The sequence below is a fragment of the Streptomyces sp. NPDC002520 genome (assembly GCF_053595235.1).
In genome coordinates this window covers 68,935-82,811 of sequence record NZ_JBSFXG010000014.1, presented here as the reverse complement: position 1 = coordinate 82,811, position 13,877 = coordinate 68,935, and the positions used below count along the sequence as shown (strand labels likewise).

The 13,877-nt window shown below is 70.2% G+C and carries 11 protein-coding genes and 1 pseudogene; 8 read left to right on the top strand and 4 right to left on the bottom strand.

The genetic code is table 11. The features are described from left to right. Positions 1 to 10: 10 nt before the first annotated feature. A pseudogene (locus ACWD5D_RS20990) lies at positions 11 to 1,190 on the bottom strand (adenosine deaminase). Positions 1,191 to 1,546: 356 nt separating this feature from the next. On the opposite strand from ACWD5D_RS20990, the gene ACWD5D_RS20985 reads away from it, so the two are divergent. Continuing rightward, on the top strand, positions 1,547 to 2,389 hold the full coding sequence (locus ACWD5D_RS20985; protein WP_451374240.1) for a DUF4190 domain-containing protein: 843 nt from the start codon (positions 1,547 to 1,549) through the stop codon (positions 2,387 to 2,389). A 211-nt stretch (positions 2,390 to 2,600) separates the two neighbouring features. Here ACWD5D_RS20985 and ACWD5D_RS20980 read toward each other — a convergent pair whose 3' ends face one another. Then, positions 2,601 to 3,158, bottom strand: coding sequence for an NADAR family protein (locus ACWD5D_RS20980; RefSeq protein ID WP_451374239.1), 558 nt, complete (start codon positions 3,156 to 3,158; stop codon positions 2,601 to 2,603). Between the two features lie 209 nt (positions 3,159 to 3,367). Here ACWD5D_RS20980 and ACWD5D_RS20975 point away from each other — a divergent pair, with 209 nt between their 5' ends. The 7 genes from ACWD5D_RS20975 to ACWD5D_RS20945 all read left to right on the top strand — a co-directional run bounded on the left by ACWD5D_RS20975 (position 3,368) and on the right by ACWD5D_RS20945 (position 11,195). Further along, positions 3,368 to 4,903 (top strand): gamma-aminobutyraldehyde dehydrogenase, encoded by a 1,536-nt coding sequence (locus ACWD5D_RS20975; protein WP_451374238.1) that lies wholly within the window; start codon positions 3,368 to 3,370, stop codon positions 4,901 to 4,903. A gap of 52 nt (positions 4,904 to 4,955) precedes the next feature. Beyond that, complete coding sequence (locus ACWD5D_RS20970; RefSeq protein ID WP_451374237.1) at positions 4,956 to 6,203, top strand: ABC transporter substrate-binding protein; 1,248 nt, start codon at positions 4,956 to 4,958, stop codon at positions 6,201 to 6,203. Positions 6,204 to 6,211: 8 nt separating this feature from the next. Beyond that, positions 6,212 to 7,366 carry an ABC transporter ATP-binding protein gene (locus ACWD5D_RS20965; RefSeq protein WP_451374236.1) on the top strand — a complete coding sequence of 385 codons (1,155 nt, stop codon included), beginning with the start codon at positions 6,212 to 6,214 and terminating at the stop codon, positions 7,364 to 7,366. Between the two features lie 2 nt (positions 7,367 to 7,368). After that, the gene (locus ACWD5D_RS20960) at positions 7,369 to 8,298 is read left to right on the top strand and encodes an ABC transporter permease (RefSeq protein WP_451374235.1); all 930 of its coding nucleotides are present in this window, start codon (positions 7,369 to 7,371) and stop codon (positions 8,296 to 8,298) included. Then, on the top strand, positions 8,299 to 9,099 hold the full coding sequence (locus ACWD5D_RS20955) for an ABC transporter permease (protein ID WP_451374234.1): 801 nt from the start codon (positions 8,299 to 8,301) through the stop codon (positions 9,097 to 9,099). A gap of 32 nt (positions 9,100 to 9,131) precedes the next feature. After that, a complete protein-coding gene (locus ACWD5D_RS20950) occupies positions 9,132 to 10,562 on the top strand; it encodes an NAD(P)/FAD-dependent oxidoreductase (RefSeq protein ID WP_451374233.1) in 1,431 nt (476 codons plus the stop codon). Positions 10,563 to 10,727: 165 nt separating this feature from the next. Then, on the top strand, positions 10,728 to 11,195 hold the full coding sequence (locus ACWD5D_RS20945; protein ID WP_451374232.1) for a bifunctional DNA primase/polymerase: 468 nt from the start codon (positions 10,728 to 10,730) through the stop codon (positions 11,193 to 11,195). A 125-nt stretch (positions 11,196 to 11,320) separates the two neighbouring features. Here ACWD5D_RS20945 and ACWD5D_RS20940 read toward each other — a convergent pair whose 3' ends face one another. After that, the gene (locus tag ACWD5D_RS20940) at positions 11,321 to 11,983 is read right to left on the bottom strand and encodes a phosphatase PAP2 family protein (protein WP_451374231.1); all 663 of its coding nucleotides are present in this window, start codon (positions 11,981 to 11,983) and stop codon (positions 11,321 to 11,323) included. 371 nt (positions 11,984 to 12,354) lie between these two features. After that, positions 12,355 to 13,689, bottom strand: coding sequence for a 4-aminobutyrate--2-oxoglutarate transaminase (gene gabT, locus ACWD5D_RS20935; RefSeq protein WP_451374230.1), 1,335 nt, complete (start codon positions 13,687 to 13,689; stop codon positions 12,355 to 12,357). Positions 13,690 to 13,877 lie beyond the last annotated feature (188 nt).

Below are 13,877 nucleotides of genomic sequence, written 5' to 3'. Positions count from 1 at the left end.
GCCCCGGCCTTCAGGGGGCGAGCCAGGTGTCGGTGTACGTGTCGATCTCGGCCGCGATCCGCGCCTTGCCCGCCTCGTCGAGGAAGGACGCCTCGACGGCGTTCTTCGCGAGGCCGGCCACGCCCCGCTCGTCCAGGCCCAGCAGACGGGCGGCCACCACGTACTCGTTGTCGAGGTCGGTGCCGAACATCGGCGGGTCGTCCGAGTTGATCGTGACCAGCACGCCGGCCTCGGTGAACTGCCTGATCGGGTGCTCGTCCAGGGTGCGGACCGCGCGGGTGGCGATGTTGGAGGTCGGGCAGACCTCCAGCGGGATGCGGTGCTCGGCGAGATGGACCAGCAGCTTCGGGTCCTGGGCCGAGCTGGTGCCGTGCCCGATGCGCTCGGCGCGCAGCTCGGTCAGCGCGTCCCACACCGTCTGAGGGCCGGTCGTCTCACCGGCGTGCGGGACCGAGTGCAGGCCGGCCGCGATCGCCCGGTCGAAGAACGGCTTGAACTGCGGCCGGGGCACGCCGATCTCGGGCCCGCCGAGGCCGAACGACACGAGGCCCTCCGGGCGGATCCGGTCCTCGGTGGCCAGCCGGGCCGTCTCCTCGGCGGCCTCGAGACCGGCCTCACCGGGGATGTCGAAGCACCAGCGCAGCATGGTCCCGAAGTCGGCCTCGGCCGCCTTGCGGGCGTCCTCGATCGCGTCCATGAACGCCTTCTCGTCGATACCGCGCCGGGTCGAGGAGAAGGGCGTGATGGTCAGCTCGGCGTAGCGCACCTGCTGGCGGGCCATGTCCCGGGCGACCTCGTACGTCAGCAGCCGGACGTCCTCCGGGGTGCGCACGAGGTCGACCACCGACAGATACACCTCGATGAAGTGCGCGAAGTCGGTGAACGTGAAGTAGTCGACCAGGGCCTCGGGGTCCGTGGGCACCTTGGAGTCGGTGTGCCGGGCGGCCAGCGCCGAGACGATACGGGGGGAGGCGGAGCCGACGTGGTGGACGTGCAGTTCGGCCTTGGGCAGTCCGGCGACGAAGGCGTGCAGATCGCGGTCGCCCACACGGGCCGCGGGAAGGGCGCTGATTTCCGCGCCGTGCTCGGCGGTGGGCTCGGTGCTGCGCTCGGTCAAGGGTCCTCCCCGGATGGGCGCCCGCGGAGGCACGGTCCGTGCGGCGGGCGCGGGTGATCGGCTGATCGGTGATGCCGGCTCATCCTAGGCCGAGGCGCGGGGCCCGAGCGGGGGCGGGCTCGAAGGCGGGGAGGGGTGCGGCGCGGCGGGGTGGCGGGCTGGTCGGGTGCGGTGGGAAGGCGGGGCGGTGGGTGTGGTGGTCGGGCGGGGCGGTGGTGTGGTGGTCGGGCGCGGCGGTCGGGACGCCCGCGGCGGAAACGGGCGGCGGGGGAACGGTGGGCCGACTCGGGTGGCCGTGGGCCGGCTCGGGCGGTGGTGGGCTGGGCCCGGGCGGTGGTGGGCTGGCATCGGGCGGTGGTGGGCTGGGCCCGGTGGCTGCGCCGCGAGGATCTACCATGACCTGACGATCAGACCGAGGGGGATGGGGACGTGACGGACGGAACGCAGCCGGGCGGGGGAGCGGGCTTCGACCCGTGGGTGGCGCCCGAGAACAAGCCCTCGCTGGAGAAGAAGGCGCCCGAGCAGGCGCCCGGACAGCAGCCGCCGGCGCAGGACCAGGTGCCCCCGTCGGGGCCGCCGTCCGTGCACGACCAGGCCACCATGATCTCCATGCCGTCCGCCGGCTACGGGACACCCGGCCCTGCCGGTGCCCCGGGCACCCCGGGCCCGCCCGGCGTCCCCGGTACTCCCGCCGCTCCGGGCACGCCCGGTTACGGCTTGCCCGGAGCGCCCTCGGCTCCCGGGCAGGGCTGGGCCGGACCCGCCGTCCCGCCCCCGCCGGTCGCCCCCACGGGCCCCGGTGCGCCGGGGACGGCGACATCCGGCGGCTACGGCTACCCCGGCTACCCGGCCTACCCGCAGGCGTACGGCCAGCAGGGATACGGCCAGCAGGGGTACGGCCAGCAGGGGTACGGCTGGGGCATGCCGATGGCCCCTGAGAACGGCATGGGCACCGCGGCCATGGTGCTGGGCATCCTGTCCTGCGTTCTGTTCTGCTTCTACGGCCTGCCCTCGCTGGTGCTCGGCATCATCGCCGTGATCCTCGGCGTCAAGGGCAAGAAGCGGGCGGACCGCGGCGAGGCCACCAACCGGGGTCAGGCCCAGGCGGGCTTCATCACCGGCATCATCGGCATCGTCCTGGGCGTCGCGGGGATCGCGTTCATCGTGATCGCCATCGTCGCCGCCGTGAACGACGACAGGAACAACAACTCCGACACCGACCCGTTCTACAACTCTGCCCCGAGCGTGTCGGCACCGGTCCTGCCCCAGTGACCCGGCGCTGAACAGCCGTTGCCGGCCCGCCCGCCTCCCTCTCGAGGCGAGCGGGCCTCGCTGTCCCCCACCCCGCCGCTGCGGACGCTCCCCGCACGCGCTCGGCGCCCGCCCTCGCAACGCGTCCCGCCCCCGCAGACGCGCCCCGCCCTCGCCCCCGCCCCCCGCAGACGCGCCCCGCCCTTTCAGACGGCCAGCCTCCCGTCCCCGCTCACCCGCCCCGGATCCGCTCCCGCGCCGCCATCAGCGCGAACCCCAGCAGGTTGGGCCCCTTCCACCGCTCCGGATCCGACGCCGCGGCGTCGTCCGCCGCGAGGCCGATGCCCCACACGCGGTCCACGGGGCTCGCCTCCACCAGCACCCGGTCCCCGGTGTTCAGCAGGAACGCGCGCAGACCGGCGTCCGACGTGAACTTGTGGACGCTGCCCTCGACGACGATCCCGAAGCGCTCCCGCTCCCATATCTCCTCGTCGAAGTCCCGGACCAGCCGCCCCGCCTTCTTCGCCTCGGCGGGATGCCCGGCCTCCAGCACCCGGCGCTCCGCCTGCGCGTCCTCGAACAGCCGCGCCTTGCCGGCCATCATCCAGTGCTCGGCCGTCGCGTATTCCACCCCGTCCACTACGAAGGGTGACGGCCACCACTGGCTCAGACAGCTCGCGCCGATCCTGCCGTCGGGTCGCGGGCGGTGCCCCCAGAAGTGGAGGTACTTGATCCGGGCCCCCGCCCGAACCTCCCTGATCAGGGCTTCCACTCCGTTGATCGTCTCCATGCACGCGAGTGTGGCACGCACCACTGACACTCCGTCCGTCCTTTTCCGCATCGACTCGACACCTGGTCGACAGATTCCGTCGCGTAACCAAAAGGCAACAACGGAATCACTTGTTGGCGCCCTAGTGCTCTGTCAGGATCGGCACTCAAATCGAGCTGGAGCTACGCCACTCGCCCCCCTGGGCGGGGCGAACGGCGGAGGAGAGCGACATGCACAACCCGGGCACCGCCACCCCGGAACGATTCCCCGCACAGGACCGCTTCGCGGACGGCGCGCAGTTCATCGCCGGCCGGCTGACGAAGGGCACCTCGGGCCGTACCCACGCCGTGGTCGACCCCGCCACCGGCGAGGAGGTGTACACCTACGAACTGGCCGGTCCGCAGGACGTCGACGCGGCCGTCGCCGCCGCGCGCGAGGCCTACCCGGGCTGGTCCTCCGCCACCCCGGGCGAGCGTTCCGACGCCCTGCACCGGTTCGCGGCCGTGCTCGCGGAGCGCGCCGAGGACTTCGCCCGCGCCGAGTCCCTGCAGTGCGGCAAGCCGCTGAAGCTCACCCGCGAGTTCGACGTGCCGGGCACCATCGACAACATCGCCTTCTTCGCGGGCGCCGCCCGGCATCTGCAGGGGCAGTCCGCGGGTGAGTACTCGGGCGACCACACGTCGTACGTCCGCCGCGAGCCCATCGGGGTCGTCGGGTCGATCGCGCCATGGAACTACCCGCTCCAGATGGCCGCCTGGAAGATCCTCCCGGCGATCGCCGCGGGCAACACGATCGTGCTCAAGCCGGCCGAGCTGACCCCGCTGACCTCGCTGCTCTTCGCCCAGGCCGCCACCGACGCGGGCATCCCGGACGGTGTGATCAACATCGTGACCGGGACCGGCAGGGAAGCCGGTGAACACCTGGTCGGGCACCCCGACGTGGCGATGACCTCCTTCACCGGGTCCACGCCCGTGGGCAAGCGGGTCGCCGAGGTCGCCACCGCCACCGTCAAGCGCATCCACCTGGAACTCGGCGGCAAGGCCCCCTTCGTGGTCTTCGACGACGCGGACCTGGAGGCCGCGGCCAACGGCGCCGTCGCGGGCTCGCTCATCAACACCGGGCAGGACTGCACGGCCGCCACGCGCGTGTACGTGCAACGCCCCCTCTACGACGCCTTCGTGGAGCGGACCGCCGCCCTGATGGAGACCGTACGGCTGGGCGACCCGTTCGCCCCCGGCACCGACCTCGGGCCGCTCATCTCGCACGTCCAGCGCGACCGCGTCGCCGGTTTCGTGGACCGGGCCCGTGCCTACGCGCGCGTGGTCACCGGCGGCGAGGCCCCGCAGGGGGAGCTCAAGGAGGGCGCCTACTACCGGCCCACCCTCGTCGCCGACGCCGCCCAGGACAGCGAGATCGTCCAGTCCGAGATCTTCGGCCCGGTACTGGTCGTCCTGCCCTTCGACAGTGATGATGACGGCATTCGTCTGGCCAATGACACTCCGTACGGTCTGGCCGCCTCCGCCTGGAGCAGCAATGTCTACCGGGCGGGCCGCGCCACCCGCGAGATCAAGGCGGGCTGCGTGTGGATCAACGACCACATCCCGATCATCAGCGAGATGCCGCACGGCGGCTACAAGGCCTCCGGCTTCGGCAAGGACATGTCCGCGTACTCATTCGAGGAGTACACGCAGGTCAAGCACGTAATGTTCGACAACACCGCGGTGGCCAGGAAGGACTGGCACCGCACCATCTTCGGGGACCGCTAGAACCGACCCGGCCTCCCACCAGGCCGATCCCTCCCGAAAGGGCATCACGAGCATGGAGCAGTACGAGGCCGACCGCCCGAACCCGGTCGAAATGGCCGCCATGCGGCGCAGCTTGCGAAGCGGCCGGGCCGCCATGACCCGCCGGTCACTGCTGCGCGCCTCCGCCGGCGGCGCGCTCGCGGTCGGCGGAATCGGGGCGCTGAGCGCCTGCGGCATCCCCGCGGCGACCAAGAACCAGGGCGGCGTGTCCGCCGACGACCACTCGGACCAGGAGAAGGTCGTCAACTTCTCCAACTGGCCCGAATACATCGACGTGGACGACAAGGGCAAGACCCATCCCACGCTCGACGCGTTCGCCGAGCGGACCGGTGTCAAGGTCAAGTACACCGAGGACATCAACGACAACGACGAGTTCTTCGGCAAGATCCAGCCGGAACTGGCCGCCGGCCACGACACCGGTCGCGACCTCGTCATCCTCACCGACTGGCTGGCCGCCCGCATGATCCGGCTGGGGTACGTCCAGAAACTGGACGCGTCCAACCTGCCGCACGCCTTCGCCAACCTGTCGGACCAGTTCCGCGCCCCCGACTGGGACCCGGGCCGCGCCTACTCGTACCCCTGGCAGGGCGTCTCGACCGTCATCGCCTACAACAAGAAGGCGCTCGACGGCATCGAAGTGAAGTCGGTCTCCGACCTGCTCGACAACCCCAAGCTCAAGGGTCGCGTCGGCTTCCTGACCGAGATGCGCGACAGCGTCGGCATGACGATGCTCGACATGGGCAAGGACCCGGGGAAGTTCACAGGCGACGACTTCGACGCGGTGATCGCGCGCCTCCAGAAGGCCGTCGACAAGGGCCAGATACGTCGCTTCACGGGCAACGACTACACGTCCGACCTCACCAAGGGCGACTTTGCCGCGTGCGTCGCCTGGGGCGGCGACATCATCCAGCTCCAGGCGGACAACCCCGACGTCGGCTACGTCATCCCCGACCGCGGCTACATGACCGCGACCGACAACATGCTCATCCCCAACAAGGCGCGTCACAAGACGAACGCCGAACGGCTCATCGACTACTACTACGAGCCCGAGCCGGCCGCCGAACTCGCCGCCTACGTCAACTACGTGAGTCCGGTCGCGGGAGTGAAGCCGTATCTTGCCAAGATCGACAAAAACGCGGCGAACAACCCGCTGATCCTCCCCGACAAGGCCATGCAGGCCAGGTCTCACTCCTTCCGAGCCCTGACGCAGAAGGAAGAGACGGCCTATCAGCAGCAGTTCTCGAAGCTCACAGGGGCGTGACGACGACGATGACGACGACAGACCACAGCGGCGACGTCCGCCTCACCGGTATCGGCAAGACCTACGGTTCCTTCACCGCCGTGCACCCGCTGGACCTGACCGTGCCCCAGGGCTCCTTCTTCGCCCTGCTCGGTGCCTCGGGCTGCGGCAAGACGACCACCCTGCGCATGATCGCGGGCCTGGAGGAGCCGACGGGGGGCACCGTCCACCTCGGTGACCAGGACGTCACGCACCTGCCGCCGTACAAGCGGCCGGTCAACACGGTGTTCCAGTCCTACGCCCTCTTCCCGCACCTCGACATCGTCGAGAACGTCGCCTTCGGCCTGCGCCGACGCGGCATCAAGAGCGTGAAGAAGCAGGTCGAGGAGATGCTGGAGCTGGTCCAGCTCGGCGAGCAGGCACGCAAGAAGCCGCACCAGCTCTCCGGCGGCCAGCAGCAGCGTGTCGCCGTCGCCCGCGCGCTGATCAACCACCCCAAGGTGCTGCTGCTCGACGAGCCGCTCGGCGCCCTCGACCTCAAGCTGCGCCGTCAGATGCAGCTGGAGCTCAAGCGCATCCAGACCGAGGTCGGCATCACCTTCATCCACGTCACGCACGACCAGGAGGAGGCCATGACCATGGCCGACACGGTCGCCGTGATGAACGCGGGCCGCGTCGAGCAACTCGGCGCCCCCACCGACCTGTACGAGAACCCGCAGACCACCTTCGTCGCGAACTTCCTCGGCACGTCCAACCTGATCGAGGCAGAGGTCGACTCCAAGAGCGGTGACGACATCGTGCTGAAGGCGGGCGGCGGCAAGCTGGTGCTGCCCGAGGCACGTAGTTCCGCCCGCACGACGACCGGCGGCAAGGTGCTGGTCGGCATCCGCCCGGAGAAGATCTCCCTCACCCACGCGGACGACGCGGGCGAGATCCCCGAGGGCCGCAACCGCGTCACCGGCAAGATCGCCGACGCCAGCTTCATCGGCGTCTCCACGCAGTACGTGATCGACACCCCGGTCTGCGACGAGTTCGCGGTCTACGTCCAGAACGTCGAGCGCGACGGACGCCTCGTCCCCGGCGCCGACGTCGTCCTGCACTGGAGCCCGGCGCACACGTTCGGTCTGGACGCCGCCCAGGACATCGACGCCGGCGTGGAGAGCGTCGAGGAAGAGGCGGCCTGACCATGTCGACGCTCACCGAGGCGCCCCCGCCTCTCGCCTCCGCCGAGGCGGCGAAGAAAGCCCCGCGCAGGCGCGGCCGGTTCACGCCGTACTGGCTGCTGCTGCCCGGCATCCTGTGGCTGATCATCTTCTTCGCGCTGCCGATGATCTACCAGGCCTCCACGTCCGTGCAGACGGGCTCCCTGGAGCAGGGCTACAAGGTCACCTGGCATTTCGCGACCTACTGGGACGCGCTCCAGGAGTACTGGCCGCAGTTCCTGCGCTCCGTGTTCTACGCGGCCGCGGCGACCGTCCTGTGCCTGCTGCTCGGCTACCCGCTGGCCTACACCATCGCCTTCCGCGCGGGCCGCTGGAAGAACCTGATCATGATTCTGGTGATCGCGCCGTTCTTCACCAGCTTCCTGATCCGCACGCTGGCCTGGAAGACGATCCTCGCCGACAACGGCCCGGTCGTGCACACGCTCAACTCGCTGCACCTCCTGGACCTCACCACCTGGCTCGGCTGGACGGCCGGCGACCGTGTGCTCGCCACCCCGCTCGCCGTGGTGTGCGGTCTGACGTACAACTTCCTGCCGTTCATGATCCTGCCGCTCTACACCTCGCTGGAGCGGATCGACGGGCGGCTGCACGAGGCGGCCGGCGACCTGTACGCCAAGCCGTGGACCACCTTCCGCAAGGTGACCTTCCCGCTGTCGATGCCGGGCGTCGTCTCCGGCACGCTGCTGACGTTCATCCCCGCGGCCGGTGACTATGTCAACGCCGAACTCCTCGGCTCGACCGACACCCGCATGATCGGAAACGTGATCCAGACCCAGTTCCTGAGAATTCTGGACTACCCGACGGCCGCGGCCCTCTCCTTCATCCTCATGGCCGCCATCCTGGCCATGGTCACGGTCTACATCCGCCGCTCCGGGACGGAGGATCTGGTCTAAATGCCCCTCGTCACCTGGCTCAAGCGCCGTCTCGTCGTCATCGCGGGACTTCTGACCCTCGCCTATCTGCTGCTGCCGAACGTCATCGTCACGGTGTTCTCCTTCAACAAGCCGAAGGGACGCTTCAACTACGAGTGGCAGCAGTTCTCCACGGACGCGTGGAAGGACCCGTGCGGCGTCGCCGACATGTGCGGCTCGCTGTCCATCAGCCTCCAGATCGCGGTCTGGGCGACCATCGGCGCCACCGTCCTCGGCACGATGATCGCCTTCGCGCTGGTCCGCTACCGCTTCCGCGCCCGCGGCGCCATCAACTCGCTGATCTTCCTGCCGATGGCGATGCCCGAGGTCGTCATGGCCGCCTCGCTGCTCACCCTGTTCCTCAACATGGGCGCCCAGCTCGGCTTCCTGACGATCCTGATCGCGCACATCATGTTCTGCCTGAGCTTCGTCGTCACCGCGGTCAAGGCGCGTGTGATGTCGATGGACCCGCGTCTGGAGGAGGCCGCCCGGGACCTGTACGCCGGCCCGGTGCAGACCTTCGTGCGGGTCACCCTGCCGATCGCGGCACCCGGAATCGCCGCGGGCGCGCTGCTGTCCTTCGCGCTCTCCTTCGACGATTTCATCATCACCAATTTCAACGCGGGCTCGACCGTCACCTTCCCCATGTTCGTGTGGGGTTCGGCGCAGCGCGGAACGCCCGTCCAGATCAATGTCATCGGTACGGCCATGTTCCTGGTCGCCGTGCTGTTCGTCCTGACCTCGATGGTCATCAGCAATCGCCGTAACAAGCAGAAGGCGTAATACGGCGTAAAACCCTGTGGGGAGTTGAAATCATGGCCCCAAGCGCCATGAGTCGTGGCAAAGACAACTGGATCGCTTCTCTTGCCGAAGCCCAGCCGGTCCCGTACTGGCTGGAAGACCCTGGCAAGCCCCACGCCGAGCCCGCGCTCACCGGCACCGAGACCTGCGACCTCCTGGTCGTCGGCGGCGGATACAGCGGACTGTGGACCGCGCTCAATGCGAAGGAGCGCGACCCGCAGCGGGACGTGGTCCTGCTCGAAGGCCGCGAGGTGGGCTGGGCCGCCTCGGGCCGCAACGGCGGCTTCTGCGCCGCCTCCCTCACCCATGGCCTGCCCAACGGCCTGGCCCGCTGGCCGGACGAGATCCACAAGCTGGAGGAGCTGGGCCGGCGCAACCTCGACGAGATCGAGGCCGCGGTCGCCCGGCACGGCATCGACTGCGACTTCGAGCGCACCGGTGAGATCGACGTCGCCACCGAGACCTACCAGGCCCGGGAACTGCGGGACTGGCACCGGGAGCTGGAGGAGAACGGCCTCTCGGACGGCATCGACTTCCTGGATGCCGACGCGGTGCGCGAGCAGGTGAACTCGCCCACCTTCGAGGCGGGCCTGTGGGACCGCCGGGGTGTGGCCATGCTGCACCCCGCGAAGCTGGCGTGGGGCCTCAAGCAGGCCTGCCTCCGGCTCGGGGTGCGCGTGTACGAGCACACGCCCGCCCTGACCCTGAAGCCGTACGGCGCCGGGATGGCCGTGCGCACCCCGTACGGCGCGGTCCGCGCCCGCAGGGTCGCGCTCGGCACCAACATCTTCCCCAACCTGCTCAAGCGCGTGCGCTCGTACACCGTCCCGGTCTACGACTACGCGCTGATGACCGAGCCGCTCAGCGCCGACCAGCTGGCGTCGATCGGCTGGAAGAACCGTCAGGGGCTCGGGGACTCGGCGAACCAGTTCCACTATTTCCGGCTGTCCGCCGACAACCGGATCCTGTGGGGCGGCTACGACGCGGTCCACCACTACGGCGGCCGGGTGCGGGCGGAGTACGACGACCGGCCGGAGACGTACGCCAAGCTCGCCGGGCACTTCTTCACCTGCTTCCCGCAGTTGGAGGGCGTCCGCTTCAGCCACGCCTGGGGCGGCGCGATCGACACCTGCTCCCGCTTCTCGGCGTTCTTCGGCACCGCCCACCAGGGCAAGGTGGCGTACGCGGCCGGTTACACGGGGCTCGGCGTGGGCGCCACGCGCTTCGGTGCCGACGTGATGCTGGACCTGCTGGCCGGGGAGCGCACCGAGCGGACCGGGCTGGAGATGGTGCGCAAGAAGCCGCTGCCGTTCCCGCCGGAACCCTTCGCCTGGACCGGGATCGCGCTCACCAAGTGGTCGCTGGCCCACGCCGACGCGCACGGCGGGCGCCGCAACCTGTGGCTGCGGACGATGGACCGGCTGGGACTGGGCTTCGACAGCTGAGCCCGGCCTCCCCGCGAGCCCTGGGCTCCGCCCGCCCCGACGGGCCCTGTCGGTGTGACGCAGGTCACTTCAAAGGAAATCGGCAACCCGCGTAATGCCCTCCGGTGACCTCCCTCTCTCTCCCACAGACGCGACCGCGTCCAGGAGAGCTAGGGAGGTCCCCTCATGGCTGGGACGAAGACGGCACTTCAGTGGCTGGCGTCCGCCGCGCCCGATCCCGAGGCGTGCCGCTGGGAGTGGGAGCGCAATCCCCTCGGCGTCGCCCTGCTGCCCGCCGGCAGGGCCTGGGACGTGCTCATTCTCCCGGGCGAGCTCGGCAGTCCCACCCTGGACGTGCTGACCCGCGTGCTCGGCCGGCCCGGTCCGGTGCTCGTCGATGTGGGTGGCGACAGGGTGGGCTTCTTCGTGCCGCCGGGCACCGCGGCCCGCTGGCTCGGTACCGGCATCCGCACGGCCGGGTCCGGCACCTGGATCGTGGTGCCGCATCCCGGCCGGGCGGGGCGGGGCGTGCGCTGGCTGGTGCGGCCGGACGGTTCCGGCACGCTCACCGATCCGGCGCTGCTGGAGCTGGCGATGCACGAGGCGGCGGCCGGACTGGCCGGACGGGCGGACGGCGGCGGTCGGACACCTTGACCAGAAGGTCGGCCTGGACCAATTTGAGTGTCCCCCTCCAACCACCCCATGTCTGGAGGCACTTGCGGAACGCTCCGGGCCTCTGGTCGCGGTCCTCGCGGTCCTGGCCCTCGCCCTGCCCGGCATCACCGTGCTCGCGTCGGCCGCCCGTCCGGTCGACGCGGACGCCGCGAGCCCGGCACGAGGGACAGGGTGGTCAGCGGCACGGCGCACAGACACCATGCGGCCACCACGTCCAGCGGCCAGTGATAGCCGCGCCGGACCAGGCCGTACGACACCCCGAGGACCAGCAGCACGCATCCCGCGACCAGCAGGCGGCGGGCGAGGGCCGAACGCAGCCAGGGGAGCACGACGAGGGTCGCGGAGCCGTACGCGATCATCGCCGTGGCCGTGTGGCCCGAGGGGAAAAAGCCGACGGCCGGGGGTACCACGGGGGTCCCCGGCCGTGCGGTCCAGTCCTTGAGCGGTACGACGACCGCCGGGACCAGGGCCATGAGCACCGCCGCGGCGAGCGGCGGCAGCCACCATCGCTCGCCGCCGACGGTCCGTGCGCGCCACAGAACCCAGCCGAGGGCGACCACGAGCACCGGGACGGCGACCTGGATGTTCCCCAGATCGGAGAGCGCCTCGGAGAACCCGTCCGGATGCACGAGCGCCCCGCTGACACGGGCGTCCAGGCGCAGCAGCGGGCCGTGCGCCAGGACCTGCCAGGTGAACAGGGCGAAGAGCACGGCCGGGACGCCCAGGAGCAGGGCGCGGCGGAGAACGGTCGACACGGCGCCCAGCATCGCAGGTGCGGTCCTGCGGGGGCGGAAGGAGGTCGGCCGCCCCGGAACAGGGGGGATGGTTCCGGGGCGGCCGTCCGGATCGGAACGTCGCGCGCCCCGGGGGGTTTGGGGCGGCGACCGTCCGATCGGTGAGGAGATCCCGGAGCCGTCAGGCGCCGGTTGTGTGCGCGAGGGCACGACCAGGCCGAAGCTGGGGAGGCCTCGCCCTGAAGTCGCCCACAGTCCCCTGTGGGCGGGGTGTATCTCTCATCTGGGTAGAACCTACGGCAGGCCGTCGTGCTTGGGCAGTCGGAACGGCGTCCCGACATCCACCTCGCACACCTTCTTCACACGGCCTGCCGCAGCCGCCCCGTCCGAGCCGGAACCCTCGCTCAGATGCGCGAGAACGCCTGCTCGATGATGTCCAGACCCTCGTTCAGAAGGTCGTCACCGATGACCAGCGGGGGCAGGAAGCGGAGCACGTTGCCGTAGGTGCCACAGGTCAGGACCAGCAGGCCCTCCTGGTGGCAGGCCTTGGCGAGCGCGCCGGCCGCCTCGGGGTTCGGCTCCTTGGTGGCGCGGTCCTTGACCAGCTCGATGGCGATCATGGCGCCACGGCCACGGATGTCACCGATGATGTCGAACTTCTCGGCCATGGCGCCGAGGCGGGCCTTCATGATCGCCTCGATGTTCTTCGCCTTGGCGTTGAGGTCCTGCGCCTTCATCGTCTCGATGGCGCCGAGCGCACCGGCGCAGGCCACCGGGTTGCCGCCGTAGGTGCCGCCCAGGCCGCCCGCGTGCGGGGCGTCCATGATCTCGGCGCGGCCGGTGACGGCGGCGAGCGGCAGACCGCCCGCGATGCCCTTGGCGGTGGTGATCAGGTCCGGGACGATGCCCTCGTCCTCGCACGCGAACCACTGGCCGGTGCGGCAGAAGCCGGACTGGATCTCGTCCGCGACGAAGACGATGCCGTTGTCGTTGGCGAACTTCACGATCTCCGGCAGGAAGCCCTTGGCCGGCTCGATGAAGCCGCCCTCACCGAGCACCGGCTCGATGATGATCGCGGCGATGTTGTCCGCGCCGACCTGCTTGGTCATCTGGTCGATGGCCATCTTGGCGGCCTCGGGGCCCGCGTTCTCCGGGCCGGTCGGCCAGCGGTAGCCGTAGGCGACCGGGACGCGGTACACCTCGGGCGCGAACGGACCGAAGCCGTGCTTGTACGGCATGTTCTTCGCGGTCAGCGCCATCGTCAGGTTGGTCCGGCCGTGGTAGCCGTGGTCGAACACGACGACCGCCTGGCGCTTGGTGTACGCACGCGCGATCTTGACGGCGTTCTCGACGGCCTCGGCGCCGGAGTTGAACAGCGCGGACTTCTTCTCGTGGTCACCCGGGGTGAGCTCCGCGAGCGCCTCGGCGACGGCCACGTAGCCCTCGTACGGGGTGACCATGAAACAGGTGTGGGTGAAGTCGGCGAGCTGGGCGCTCGCGCGGCGTACGACGGCCTCGGCGGAGGCGCCGACCGAGGTCACGGCGATGCCGGAACCGAAGTCGATCAGGCTGTTGCCGTCCACGTCCTCGATGACGCCGCCGTCGGCCCGGGTGACGAACACCGGCAGCGTGGAGCCCACGCCCTGGGCGACCACGGCGGTGCGGCGGGCCTGCAGCTCCTGCGACTTGGGGCCGGGAATGGCGGTGACGACGCGGCGCTCCTGCGGAAGTGCGGTCATGCGGGGCTCCTGGGGGGTATTACGGACGCTTACCTCTTTTCTCGCAGGCTAGGACGGGCTGTGGAGGGTGGGCATGCTCCATGTGGGCGTTGTCGGCGAGGCAGCTTGTCCTCGATGGACATAACAGTGAGTCACGGCCGTCCGCCGCCCGGGAGGGATCCTCGGCCGCGTAAACGGTGAACTCCCCT